The following is a 13581-nucleotide window of genomic DNA, read 5'->3' on the forward strand; positions in this document are numbered from 1 at the left end:
CATGGACAAGAACACATACGACGCCATCGTCGTCGGCACCGGCGTCAGCGGCGGTTGGGCGGCTAAAGAGCTGACCGAGAAAGGGCTTAAAACGCTGGTGCTCGACCGCGGCCCGATGGTCAAGCACGGCGATTATCCAACCGCCCTGAAAGCCCCCTGGGAGCTGCCCTACGCCGACGAGCCGACGCAGGAAGACATCCGCCGTCACCCGGTGCATACGCGCCCGTCGTTCTACGGCATCACTCAATCCACCAAGCATTGGTTCGTCGACGACCTCGACAACCCCTATGTCGAAACCAAGCCGTTCGACTGGTTCCGCGGCTACCACGTCGGCGGGCGCTCGCTGATGTGGGGCCGGCAAAGCTATCGCCTGAGCCCGATGGATCTCGAAGCCAACGGCAAAGAAGGTGTCGGGGTGGATTGGCCCATCCGCTATGACGACCTGGCCCCCTGGTACGACTACGTCGAGGAGTTCATCGGCGTCAGCGGTTCGACCGAGCAGCTGGCGCAACTGCCGGACGGCCAGTTTCTGCCGCCGATGGAGCTCAACTGCGTCGAGAAAGACTTCCGCGGCAAACTGTCCGACAAGTTCAGCCGTAAGCTGATCATCGGCCGCACCGCCAATCTCTCGGCACCGCTCAAGCACGACAAGAGCCCGCAGCGCGGACAGTGCCAGTATCGCAACCTGTGCATGCGTGGCTGCCCCTTCGGCGCCTACTTCAGCAGCAACTCGTCGACCCTGCCCGCGGCCGAGAAGACCGGCAACATGACCATGGTGACGAACGCCATCGTCTACGAGGTGATCTACGACAACATCAAGGGCAAGGCGACCGGCGTGCGCGTACTGGACAGCGAAACCGGCCAGCAAACCGAATACTTCGCGCGGGTGATCTTCTTGTGCGCCTCGACCTTCGGCACCACGCATATTCTGCTGAACTCCACCTCCAGCCGTTTTCCGAATGGCTTCGGCAATGACAGCGGTGAAGTGGGTCATAACATCATGGATCATCTGTTCGGCAGTGGCGCGCATGCGCTCGTCGACGGCCATGAGGACCGCTACTACAGCGGACGCCGGCCGAACGGCTTCTACATTCCGCGCTACCGAAATCTCGGCTCCGAGAAACGAAAATATCTGCGTGGCTTCGGCTTCCAGGGTGGCGCCAGCCGCCGCGACTGGACCCGGCTGGTCGACCAGCCTGCGCTCGGCGATGAGCTGAAGCGCGCCGCAGAGACTCCTGGCCCCTGGATGCTGTCCATGATGGGCTTCGGCGAAATGCTGCCCTCCCATCGGAACCACGTCACCCTGGACCGTAGCCGCAAAGACAAGTACGGCATGCCGGTACTCAACTTCAATGCCGCGCACGAGGAGAACGAAATCCTGATGGGCAAGGAGATCATCGACGACGCGCTCGAAATGCTCAGCGCCGCCGGTTATCGCGACGTGCGCTCGTTCAAGATCGAGGCGAATGTCGGTGCCGGCATCCACGAGATGGGCACCGCGCGTATGGGCCGCGACCCGAAGACCTCGGTGCTCAACGGATGGAACCAGATGCACGCCTGCAAAAACGTCTTCATCACCGACGGCTCATGCATGACCTCGTCCGCCTGCCAGAACCCATCCCTCACCTATATGGCACTGACCGCGCGCGCGGCCAGCCACGCGGTGGAAGAACTCAAGCGCGGAAATATCTGAGGAGATCGCCATGAATCGTCGCGAATGGTTGAAATGTGTTTCCGCGCTGGCGGTCGGCGCGGTGGCGTCGCCCTCGCTGCTGGCGATTGTCGACGCCCACGCAGCAGCACAAAACCCTGGCACGAACCCGCAGTTCTTCAGCCGGCCACAAATCAACCTGGTGGCTGCGGTGGTTGACATCATCATCCCGCGCACCGACACCCCGGGGGCCATCGATGCCGGCGTACCGAACTTTATCGATCAGATGTTCCTAAGCGTCTATACCAAGGCCGAGCAGCAGCGTTACCTCAGCTCGCTTGCCGCCTTCGACAAGGTCGGCGGCAAGCCCTTTCTTCAGCTTGATGATGCGCAGCGCAAGGCTCTGGTCACCCGCCTGCACACCGAGGCGCTGAGCAAGCTCAAGGAAACCGCGGCGACGCCGAGCGCCTTCGTCCTGATGAGCAAGAAACTGGCCATGCTGGGCTTTTTCATGTCCGAGCCCGGTTGCACGCAGGTGCTTCAATACGTCGCCATCCCCGGCGCTTACCACGCCGACATACCGCTGTCGCAGGCGGGCAACGGCAAGGCCTGGGCAGTCGAAACGGAATTGAAGCTCTGACTCATGAACCGAGCACACCGATCAGGCGAGCATGCATGAAGACACTTAAGGGGCCAGGCATCTTTCTTGCCCAGTACGCGGCAGACGCGGCGCCATTCAATACACTGCCCGACATCGCCCGCTGGGCGGCGTCGCTGGGCTTTGTCGGCATACAGATTCCCAGCAACGATCATCGTTTGTTCAATCTCGAACAGGCAGCGGCGAGCAAGGCTTATTGCGACGACATAGCCGGCATGCTGGCCGAACACGGGCTGGCGGTAACCGAGCTGTCCACCCATCTGCAAGGGCAACTGGTCGCGTCGCACCCGGCCTACGATCGCCTATTCGATGGTTTCGCACCCGTGGCACTGCGCGGCAACGTGCAACAGCGTCAGGCCTGGGCCGTGCAGCAGCTCAAACTGGCGGCGACGGCAAGCAAGCACTTCGGCCTGTCCGCGCACGCGACCTTCTCCGGCGCGCTGGCCTGGCAGTGGTTCTACCCCTGGCCGCAACGCCCCACCGGCCTGATCGAGGAGGCCTTTACCGAACTCGGCAAACGCTGGCGGCCGATTCTCGATGCATTCGACGAGGCCGGCGTCGATGTCTGCTTTGAACTGCACCCCGGCGAGGATCTGCATGACGGCGCCACCTTCGAGCGCTTTCTCGATGCCGTCGATCACCATCCGCGCGCGAACATCCTCTACGACCCCAGCCATATGTTGCTGCAGCAGCTGGACTATCTCGCCTTCATCGACATCTATCACCAGCGCAGTCGCGCCTTCCACGTGAAGGACGCCGAATTCCGGCCCAATGGACGCGCTGGCGTCTATGGCGGATACCAGAGCTGGATCGATCGCCCTGGGCGCTTCCGTTCGCTGGGTGACGGACAAATCGATTTTCGCGCGATCTTCAGCAAGCTCGCGCAATACGACTATCCGGGCTGGGCCGTACTCGAATGGGAGTGCTGCCTGAAAGACGCCCAACAAGGCGCCCAGGAAGGCGCCGTCTTTATTCGCGACCACATCATCAAGGTCACCGATCGCGCGTTCGACGATTTTGCCGCCAGTGGCGCCGACCGCGGCTTCAACCGCCAACTCTTGGGGCTCGAATAACCATGTCCGCAGATTTCCAAGGTATCAGCCGCCGCGCCGCGCTGGGCCAGATCGCCGCTGCCGCAGCCTTCAGCGCTACCGCTCTTCTGCCATCGGCCCACGCCGCGCCCGGCGCCGAGCCCAACAAACCCGCCCCGGCGAAGGCCCCGCCCGGACGCCTCAAGCAATCCCTGAGCCGCTGGACGTCCGAAGCCGCGCTTCCCGAACTGTGCAAGCGCGTCAAGGCGATCGGTTTCAGCGGCGTCGATCTGCTCTACGCGGACGAGTGGGCGGTGGTCAGCGACCACGGCCTGGCGCTGTCCATGGGCTACCCCGCCAAACGCGACAATTTCATCACCATGGGCTTTAACGACACCGCCAATCACGCCACCTTGCTGAAAGAGCTGGAGGCAACCATCCCGCTCGCCAAACGCGCCGGCGTGAGCAACCTGATCGCCATGTTTGGTAATCGCAAGGCGGGCATCGACGAGCGCGCGGCCATCGACAACTGCGTTGCCGGGCTGTCCAAGATCGCGCCCTACGCCGCCGAGAACGGCATCACGATTTGTGTGGAGCTGCTCAATAGCAAGGTCGACCATCACGGCTACCAAGGCGACAGCACCGCATTCGGCGTCGCCGTGATGAAGGGCATCAACTCACCCCATGTGAAGCTGCTCTACGACATCTACCACATGCAGATCATGGAGGGCGACGTGATCCGCACGATACGCGACAACATCCAGTGGATCGGGCATTTCCACACCGGTGGTGTCCCGGGCCGCCACGAGATCAATGGCACTCAAGAGCTGAACTATCACGCCATCGCCAGCGCCATCGCGGACCTGAATTTCTCGGGATTCATCGCCCACGAATTCGTACCCACGCAAGCTGATCCCTTCGCCTCCTTCGCCGAGGCAGTCAAGATATGCACGGTCTAAACCTCTGCCGGGAACCACTTATGCAACAGCGTATCGTGCATGCCCTTGCCCTCATAGCGCTCACCACGATCGGTTCATCGTCGGCTTGGGCACAGGCAGCTCCCGCCGGCGCAGTCGAGCCGACCGATCCCAAAGCCACCGAGCAATGGGCGCCGGTGCCAGCCATCGTCACACCGGGCAAGCAAGACCTTCAGCCACCCTCCGATGCCGTCGTACTGTTCGACGGCCGTAGCCTCGATCAATGGGAATCATCCAAGGACCATTCGCCTGCGCGCTGGAAACTTCACGACGGCGTGGTAACGGTCAACAAGGCCGCAGGAAATATCCAGACCAGGCAACGCTTCAAGAACTACCAATTGCATCTGGAATGGCAGGTTCCCAAAGGCATCACCGGCGAAGGCCAGGCACGCGGCAACAGCGGCTTGTTCCTGGCCTCGACCGGGCCGGGCGATGAGGGCTATGAAATCCAGATCCTGGATTCGTGGCAGAACCCGACCTACGTCAACGGCCAGGCCGCCAGCGTCTATAAACAGACAGCTCCGCTGGTCAATGCCATGCGCCCGCCAGGCGAATGGCAAACCTACGACGCCATCTGGACAGCCCCCGTATTCGCCACCGATGGAACGCTGAAGTCGCCAGCCTACGTCACGCTGTTCCACAACGGCGTGCTGGTACAAAACCATACCCAGCTAAGCGGGGAGACCTTCTACATCGGCAAGCCGAAATACAAGCCGCATACCGAGGCCGCGATCAAGCTCCAGGCGCACGGCGACCCTTCGCAACCCATCAGCTTCCGCAATATCTGGGTGCGCCCGCTGGACTAAGCGAGCGCTTCCATCATTCGGTCGCGCCTCACCATCGCAGGAGCGATGGTGAGGCGAAAATCGAAGAGGTCGATAGGCTGCATGACTGCATTTTCGCCGGCTCGGCGGGCAGGCATCGAAGCAGCATTCCTTACCGGGCAAGCGGCGAGTTCACGTAGGTCACCCAGCGATCAAAATGATCAGGAAAAGCTCTGATGTGTCGCCGCACGCGAGCAATCATCCCCGTTTATCCCTCTTTTGCTTCGACACGGTCTAGCGCCCGACATCTGCGCGTGACAGCCCTTTGCGCAGAGCAATGGCAAAACCCGAAGGATCATCGATCCATGAATAATGGCTGGCCGACGGCACAACGTTCACTTGAGCCAAGCCCGCTTTCACATCGCTCAACCATGACTGCCCTGCCGGATCTATGTAATCGTGATCTCCCTGAATAACGGTAATAGGCACAGGGTGCGCTTTCAGTGTTGGTCGGACGTCAAAATCGGATGGCAACGTGTTGCCAATCGCCTCAGACACCTTTTCATTGTAGTAAACCCCACCACCGGTGATATCCCGCCACCGACTGAGGTCAATGATATTCAGTGACGCCTGCTTTTCGATACGCCAGCGCGTACTCTTCTGCTGAGCCGTATCCGATTTGGGATCCGTCGGGAGACTGGCCGCCTTTTCCGCGGCCGCTATAGCCTCCGCTCGCCCCATCAATACGTGCTGCCGAGGACGCATCACTTTAAGCCAAGCAGCGAGCCCACCGGGCCCAAAGGTCGGTGGTACCGAAGCCGCTAACACCAGACCAGCCACATGTTCTGGATGCGCCTGGTAATAGCTCATGGCCAATACAGTGCCGAAAGAATGGCCAAATAAAACCAGCTTCTCTACGCCGAGCGCCTTTCGAAGTGTTTCGAGGTCGTCGACAAGCTGCCCCATCGTGAGCTTACTAACCTCTTGCTCCGGCACGGGCGATAGCAGGCTCCCTCGCTGGTCGAATAAGATAAATCGATGCTCGCCCAGTTGCGGACGCAGCGCATCAATGATGTATTGGAAATCATTGCCTGGACCGCCGTGCAGGAATACGACGGGGGTTCCCACGCCAAGTTCCGTCACATATAAATCGGCGACATGATCAGCTGTCTTCAGGTACCACGCATTATGCTGAAGTTGGTTGTAGACATCGTTGGCATTTTTAAGGTCTGCATCGGCAGCTCGTAGATCAGCCAGCGGCGCACAAGCCATCGCGCACGTAAAAAGTAGCCCGGAAAGATAGCGCACCTGATTTGCTCCAAATGATGTCAAGCTGCATTTCATCAGCACGCACGGTCGGAGTCGCAGGTAAGAAGTCATCCGACAACGGGTGACGAGTACCGCTTGTGGTCGTCTATCGTTATGGCTCTCGCGCTGACACCGCAGCGCAAGACCAGGAAAGCTCTGCCGATGAACCCCGGTGCTGCGTGAGCGCAACATTGCCCAAGAAAAGTATGGTCAAAGCCAAGTACACAAACGCCTAAGTGTGTTCGTCTATGCAGTCCAACTAAGGCCAGACTTGGGCCTCGCCCAGGTCAAACATTCGCATGAGGTCAGGCGTAATTCTTGGCCAGAGCAGCAAGGTATTCGCGTCCTAAATCATTGACCAAGGCAGCGCCATACACTGACTCACCGGTCAGCCAGCTCTCGATGTCATGAGCGTCGACGAAGCAGTCTCGCGCGACGGTCGAAATCGCTCGCCAGTTGTTGCTTCCATCAAAAGCCAGGATACCGAGGTCAACAGGCCTCGCCTGGTAGACAATGCATTTCTTTAAATCGTCGATCAAAATCAGCCCGTTGTAATCACCGGACCGTCGCAATGACTCACTCATAGCGCCAATCTTGAATGACCAATCGTCATCGGACTCCAGCCAGCCGAGCAGGGTTCTTTCCGTAAAAGAAAAAACGGCAACCCGAACCTCAGTGCCGAGACAGTTCAATATTATTTCTTTTGCCGCACAAATCACGATATCAGACGAACAGATATCGAGATCGAAAAAAAAATGCTGCTCAAATCGCCTGGAAAAAATGTAGTCAGGAAAACTCTTCCGGCTCTCCAACACTTCCATCAACTTGGCGGCCTTATCCTCATACTCCATATCATTCACCCGTGAGTCTCAATTTGGCGATCGGCTTCTTATCTCCAGCCATCTGAATAGATGCGGATGAAACTCCGGACGGCGCACCGGCAACACCTCCGCCCGAAGACGCGAAATAGAACATATAGGTTTTCACCAATAGTCACCCGATGCCGTGCACGCTACGCATCGAGCAGTGGCTCGTGTTGACAGACTTAAGTAGTCCCGGCAGCCATCTTAGCCGGAGCTAAGGGCAACGATCCGCTGAGGGCTTGGCCGAGCCAGCGCCATCGACGGTGATCGCCGCAAAGAAAAACACCCCGGCCTGCTGGCTCGGCATCACTGCGGCGACCTCTCCGCTGGCGGTCTGCAGCACCGACATACCGTGCGGCACATCCGCATGCCCCTGGTAGCTCGCCACCTTATCGGTCGCCGGGCTGAAAACCCAGGTTCCTGGATATTTGCCGCGCTGCTCTCGCCCGACCGACTGCACCGAGGTTCCAGCGGGGTAAGTCATCGGTCCCAGCGTGGTTTCGCAAGCCAGGCCCGCCTCATCGAAGCCGAGCAATCGGCGCTGCTTGTCCAGCATCAACCGAGGCCGCTTCAGCGGCAGATGAAATAGCCGGATCACTTGGTTATCCGCCAACTGGATTTTCCAGTAATCGTCATCGCGAAAGCCATCGCCGTAGGTCGTTCCGCCATTCAGTCGTACGGTCGCCCCTTTGGGAAGGCCGATATCGCCGACCTGATTGCCATCGTCCAATTGGCATTGATCGAAATCTTTCAGGCGGCCATCGGGCTGCAGCGCAAACTGGATCGGTTCGGCCGCGTTGCACCGCCAGCCTTGCACGTTTTGACTGCCTTGCCCTTTTACCGCAACCGAGGTGGCGTGGCTGCCCTTGGTCGCAAAGGTCTTGTCGTCATAGTCGATGCTTACGGCACGATTCAAGCTGATGGCTTCGACACCGTAAGCACTCACCGGATGAGGAAATTCAGCCACGCTGAACGATTCCATGTCACCGGCCAGGTCCAGCAAAAGCTTGCTCCCCGCCGGCATATCCACACCGCCCAACCGGGTCGGCTTGGTTAGCGTGATATGTCGTGCGGCCTGCTGCTGATCGACTTCACGCGTCACCTCGTGAGCACTCAGCAGCATCAAGAGAAAGAAGCCGGTCAGCGCCATCGACAACAGCAGCACCGTGACCGAGGTCTTCAAACGCCTGTGAAAAGCGCGTCGCGCCGATTTGCTCAACGCCAACGTCATGGCCCAGCCGGTCAGGAATATCGCCGCCAGCAAGGACACCAGCAACAAAACAAGCAGCAGAACCGAAGGCAGCGCGACAGGAATCAAGACAGGCTCGCATCCATGGAGTTGGCGCTCAGTCTAATGGGCGCGCGTCCGGTTGCGGCATCGCCCTGGGATCAAAGCTTTCCAGCAGCCGGCCATGCCGCGGGCAAGATCAACTCATCTCGACCGCATCTTCCGCCGCCACAAAGCCACCGGTTTGATGCTGCCACAGCCGCGCATACAAACCACCTCGGGCAATCAACTCGGCATGCGTGCCGCTTTCGACAATCCCCCCCTTATCCATCACCACCAGCCGATCCATCCGGGCGATGGTGGAGAGCCGATGGGCAATGGCAATCACCGTCTTGCCTCGCATCAGCACTTCCAGGCTGTCCTGAATCGCAGCTTCGGCCTCGGAATCCAGCGCCGAGGTCGCCTCGTCAAGAATCAGGATCGGCGCATCTTTCAGCAACACGCGGGCAATCGCCACGCGCTGGCGCTGGCCGCCGCTCAATTTCACCCCACGCTCACCGACCAGCGCGTCATAGCCATGACGACCCTCGCCGTCGATGAGCTCTGGAATGAACTCGTCGGCACGCGCCTTGCGCACGGCTTCGAGAATCTGCTCATCCGTGGCACCGGGGCGACCGTACAGCAGGTTGTCGCGTATCGATCGATGCAGCAATGAGGTGTCTTGGGTGACCACGCCGATCTGCGAACGCAGGCTTTCCTGGGTAACCCCGGCAATGTCCTGGCCGTCGATCAGAATGCGCCCTTCTTCGAGGTCGTAAAGCCGCAGCAGCACATTGACCAAGGTCGACTTGCCGGCACCCGATGGGCCGACCACGCCGATCTTTTCACCCGGCCGCACATTCAATTGCAGGCCGCTGATCACCCCGCTTTCTTTGCCGTAGTGAAAATGGATGTCCTCAAAATGCACTTCGCCGCGGCTCACCTTCAACGCCGCCGCATCGGCGCGGTCTTGCACCGCACGCGGCTGTGCGATGGTCTGCAAACCGTCCTGCACGGTGCCGACATTTTCAAAAATGCCGTTGACCACCCACATGATCCAGCCCGACATATTGTTGATACGAATCACCAGGCCGGTGGACAGCGCAATCGCGCCCACCGTCACCTTGCCCTGGCTCCACAGCCAGATCGCCAGCGCCGAGGTACCGACAATCAAAAAGCCGTTCAAGGCGGTGATACTGCTGTCCATCAGCGTGGTCAACCGGGTCATCCGGCGCAGCTTTTCCATTTGCTCGCCCATCGCCTCGGCGACATAAGCCTCTTCGCGATGCGTATGCGCAAACAATTTCAGGGTGAGAATGTTGCTATAGCCATCGACAATGCGGCCCATCAATTTGGAGCGTGCCTCGGATGCGCGCCATGAGCGCTCTTTGGTGCGCGGCACGAAATAGCTCAAGGTGCCGACATAGGCAAACAGCCATAACACCAGTGGCACGGCCAGCCAGACATCGGCCTTGGCAAACATCACAATCGCGCTGCCGGTGTAAATGGCGACATACCAGATGGCATCGACAATCTGCACCGCCGATTCACGCAGCGAGGCACCGGTCTGCATGATGCGGTTGGCGATGCGCCCGGCGTAATCGTTCTGGAAAAAACCCAGGCTTTGGCGTATCACGTAGCGATGGTTCTGCCAGCGAATACGGCTGGTCAGGCTCGGCACAATCGCCTGATTGACGATCAAATCGTGCAGGCCGATCACCACCGGCCGAGCGATCAGGGCGACAAAGCCCATCCACAGCAATTCATTGCCATGCTGTTTGAAGAAGTCGGCCGCCGGCACGCCTTTGGCCATATCGACAATGTTGCCGATAAAGCCAAACAACGAAACCTCGACGATAGCCACGCCAAAACCCACCACGATCGCGCCGGCGAAAACCGGCCAGACCTGACGTAGGTAAAACAGATAGAACCGCCATACGGATTTCGGCGGCATCTCGTCGACCGGCTCTTTGAAAGCATCGATCAGCGATTCGAACCAACGGAAGATCATCGGGAATGGCCAGCGATGTGAAGAGCGCCATTGTAGGCGAGCCAGGGACACTCTGACCTATTCCATATGACGGATGGGCAGATCCGCCGACGGTCATTTCATAACGCTGCGCCAGCCAGCCCGGATACGATGCGTCGGCATGGCCGCCCAGCGACTCAATGCGAGTCATGCTCTCCCCGTTCCGGCGATCCCGCAAGCATCCCGGATACCCCAAAGATAAAGAGCCCCTTATGGATACCATCATCATTGCGTTGATTCTGACGACCTGGTTCATGCTGTTGCGATCACGACGCACGCTGGCCTTGGGCCTGTTCCTCTTAAGCCTGCTGCTTAGCGCAGGGCTATTCGCGTTTCACACCACCAGCGCCTTGCCGCTTTCCTTCTGAGGCGCCGCGATGAAACCCCTCACCAATGGAAGTTGGGCGCTTACTTGCGCACAAATCATGCTGCTTGGCCTGTGCGTGTGTCTGGCCGGCGCCTTTGTCGCGCAATTAACCCTGGGCGAGCTGCCCTGTCCGCTGTGCATACTGCAACGCATGGCGATGATGCTGTGTGCGCTGGGGCCGGCGATGATTCTGTTTGAAGCCAGGCGCGGCCATAACGAAAGCGCCATCTATGCCCAAGGCTTCGGCCTAAGCGTGCTGGCCGCGATTCTGGGCATGGCTATCTCCACCCGCCAGGTATTGCTGCACATCTTGCCCGGCGATCCCGGCTACGGCAGCGCGGTGCTTGGCCTGCATCTGTATACCTGGGCCTTGCTGGTCTTTATCTGCGTGTTGCTCGGCGCCGCTGTTGGCCTGCTGCTTATCGGCACCAAAGGTTGGACTCCGCCGCCGCTGCGGCTACTTTCGACGCTGCTGCCATGGCTGCTGGCAGGCCTGATCGCAGCGAATCTGCTGTCGGTGTTTATCGAGGAAGGCCTGCACTGGGTGCTGCCGGACGACCCCGTGTACTACCAACTGCTGAAATAGCTGAACTGATCGGCTCGAATGTGGCGATCCAGCCATACTTTCGATTGACCCGGTGCATGGACGCCCGGATCATTCGCGCATGACTATCCTGCTGCGCCATGCGCTGATTCTGCTATTCGCCATCGGCAGCACGCCGCTGCTTGCCCAGCCCGTTACCGCACCAGACGCACCAAGCCCGCTGACGCCCGCCACCGCGGCTCAGCCACCCAGCATCGATCAACTAAACAGCACGCTGGATGGCATTAAGCAGGTGCTGGCCAATAAAACACCGCCGGACGACACCATGCTTGTCGCGCTGCGCAGCAAGGCGCAGACCGTCCAGCAACAGGCCGATCAGCTAGTCGTCGGCTTTGCGCCGCAAAATGACAGTCTCGACGCAAAGCTCGCCGTACTCGGCCCGGCGCCTACCGATAAAGCCGCGCCGCCCGAGGCACCCGAGGTTATCAGCCAGCGCAAACAACTGAATAAGGCCAAGGCCGATCTCGACGCGCAGAAAAAGCAGGCGCAAACCACCAGCCTGATCGCCACGCAACTGGCCACCCAGATCGCCGGGATGCGTCGCGACCTGTTCGAAGCGCAAATCACCCAGCGCACCGCGTCGCCATTCAGCAGCAGCTTCTGGTCACAGCTGAGCAACAATTTATCGGACGACCGAACCTCGATATCGCTGCTCGGCACAGATGCGGACAACGCCGCCCAGCAAGCCTGGCAACCCGCCAATCGCACCCCGTTCATCATCTGCCTGATCGCCGCCTTGCTGCTCTTGGTCGGCGGCAAATTGATCGAACGAAGCATGCTGAAACTGACTAGCATCCACCTGCAAGCCGGCCGTTTGCGGCGTAGCGCCCTGGCCATGATGATCGCGCTGACCACCGCGCTCATCTTCAGCCTTAGTGCTCACTTGGTCTACCTGGCGTTCAATTGGAACGACACCCTGGATGCCGAGCTCGATCAAATGGCCAGGGCGCTGGTAAGGCAGGCCTTTTTCGCCGCCTACGTGGCGGGCCTTGGTCACGCCTTGCTGTGCGCCAGCCGTCCGTCATGGCGGCTGCCGCCATTATCCGATGACGCCGCGCGGCGGCTGCGCCCCTTTCCCTGGCTGCTGGCCGGCTGCGTGATGCTGGTCGGTGTGGTTGAGCAGATCAACCACAATATCGGTGCGAGCCTGGCAGCCACCATGGCGGTTACCGGCCTGATCTCCCTGCTGGTAAGCGGGGTGATCGCGGCGATGCTGTTCCGCCTGGGCCGTGCCCGGCGGGCCTTGCTTGCCGCAGGCGAGACCCCGGCCAAGCGGCCGCTATGGGTTGGCTTGCTGGTGGCCGGGGCTTTTATCGGCGTCGGTCTGTGCCTGCTCAGCATCGCCACCGGCTACATCGCGCTCGGCTTTTATATTGCCAGGCAGATGATGCGCATCGGCCTGATCGCCGCCACCGCCTATCTGCTGATGCACCTGGTGCACGACATCTTCGAGAGCTTGTTCTCGCCCAACGGATATACCGGCAAACGCATCCAGGACACCTTCGGCGTCAGCGCCAGCCACCTGGAACAAACCTCCACCGTCTTATCCGGCATGTGCCGGGCTGCCTTGCTGCTGCTGGCGGTCGCGCTGGCTATCACCACACCTTACGATGCCGGCCCGGATGAACTGATCAGTCGCTCCGGCCAGCTGTTTACCAGCCGCGCGCTAGGTTCTCTGAATATCGTGCCTGGCGATATCCTGACCGCGATCATGGTCGGTCTGGTCGGGTTTCAGATAATTCGCCTGATCAAGCAGTGGCTAAGCCAGCAGCTGCTGCCGAAAACATCGCTTGACCATGGCATGCAGAACTCCATCGTCACCCTGATCGGCTACGTCGGTGGCGTCCTGGTATTTGTGCTGGTGCTCGGTGCGCTGAGTGTCAACGTGCAAAGCATCGCCTGGGTCGCCAGTGCCTTGTCGGTGGGTATCGGCTTTGGCTTGCAGGCCATCGTGCAGAACTTTATCTCCGGCCTGATTCTATTGGCCGAGCGGCCGGTCAAAGTCGGCGACTGGGTCAGCATCAGCGGAGTCGAAGGCGATATTCGCCGCATTAACGTGCGC

Annotated in this window: 12 protein-coding genes; 8 read left to right on the forward strand and 4 right to left on the reverse strand. The window is 59.9% G+C overall.

What is annotated here, in order from left to right; all coding sequences use genetic code 11:
• The first annotated feature begins 1 nt into the window (after position 1).
• From OUZ52_RS19945 to OUZ52_RS19965, 5 genes are read left to right on the forward strand one after another with little or no spacing between them, the layout of a single operon-like run.
• A complete protein-coding gene (locus OUZ52_RS19945; protein ID WP_266160306.1) occupies positions 2-1693 on the forward strand; it encodes a GMC oxidoreductase in 1692 nt (563 codons plus the stop codon).
• Between the two features lie 10 nt (positions 1694-1703).
• On the forward strand, positions 1704-2291 hold the full coding sequence (locus tag OUZ52_RS19950) for a gluconate 2-dehydrogenase subunit 3 family protein (protein WP_266160307.1): 588 nt from the start codon (positions 1704-1706) through the stop codon (positions 2289-2291).
• A gap of 35 nt (positions 2292-2326) precedes the next feature.
• Positions 2327-3382 (forward strand): sugar phosphate isomerase/epimerase family protein, encoded by a 1056-nt coding sequence (locus OUZ52_RS19955; RefSeq protein ID WP_266160308.1) that lies wholly within the window; start codon positions 2327-2329, stop codon positions 3380-3382.
• 2 nt (positions 3383-3384) lie between these two features.
• Positions 3385-4299: a hydroxypyruvate isomerase family protein gene (locus OUZ52_RS19960; protein WP_266160309.1), complete on the forward strand. Its 915-nt coding sequence runs from the start codon at positions 3385-3387 to the stop codon at positions 4297-4299.
• Between the two features lie 20 nt (positions 4300-4319).
• Entirely contained in the window at positions 4320-5123 is an 804-nt protein-coding gene (locus OUZ52_RS19965) for a 3-keto-disaccharide hydrolase (RefSeq protein ID WP_266160310.1), read from the forward strand.
• A 252-nt stretch (positions 5124-5375) separates the two neighbouring features.
• Here the strand turns inward: OUZ52_RS19965 and OUZ52_RS19970 are convergent, their stop codons facing one another.
• The 4 genes from OUZ52_RS19970 to OUZ52_RS19985 form a co-directional block, all read right to left on the reverse strand.
• Entirely contained in the window at positions 5376-6389 is a 1014-nt protein-coding gene (locus OUZ52_RS19970; RefSeq protein WP_266160311.1) for an alpha/beta fold hydrolase, read from the reverse strand.
• Positions 6390-6694: 305 nt separating this feature from the next.
• Positions 6695-7249, reverse strand: coding sequence for a hypothetical protein (locus OUZ52_RS19975; protein ID WP_266160312.1), 555 nt, complete (start codon positions 7247-7249; stop codon positions 6695-6697).
• Positions 7250-7466: 217 nt separating this feature from the next.
• Entirely contained in the window at positions 7467-8570 is a 1104-nt protein-coding gene (locus OUZ52_RS19980; protein WP_266160313.1) for a hypothetical protein, read from the reverse strand.
• 109 nt (positions 8571-8679) lie between these two features.
• A complete protein-coding gene (locus tag OUZ52_RS19985; RefSeq protein ID WP_266160317.1) occupies positions 8680-10527 on the reverse strand; it encodes an ABC transporter ATP-binding protein in 1848 nt (615 codons plus the stop codon).
• 233 nt (positions 10528-10760) lie between these two features.
• On the opposite strand from OUZ52_RS19985, the gene OUZ52_RS19990 reads away from it, so the two are divergent.
• The 3 genes from OUZ52_RS19990 to OUZ52_RS20000 all read left to right on the forward strand — a co-directional run.
• A complete protein-coding gene (locus tag OUZ52_RS19990) occupies positions 10761-10916 on the forward strand; it encodes a DUF5993 family protein (RefSeq protein ID WP_266160314.1) in 156 nt (51 codons plus the stop codon).
• Positions 10917-10925: 9 nt separating this feature from the next.
• Positions 10926-11501: a disulfide bond formation protein B gene (locus OUZ52_RS19995; RefSeq protein WP_266160315.1), complete on the forward strand. Its 576-nt coding sequence runs from the start codon at positions 10926-10928 to the stop codon at positions 11499-11501.
• A gap of 79 nt (positions 11502-11580) precedes the next feature.
• Positions 11581-13581, forward strand: a 2001-nt coding sequence (locus OUZ52_RS20000; protein ID WP_266160316.1) for a DUF3772 domain-containing protein, incomplete at its 3' end; no start/stop codon positions are given.

Source organism: Dyella silvatica (assembly GCF_026283955.1).
Lineage (GTDB): Bacteria > Pseudomonadota > Gammaproteobacteria > Xanthomonadales > Rhodanobacteraceae > Dyella_C > Dyella_C silvatica.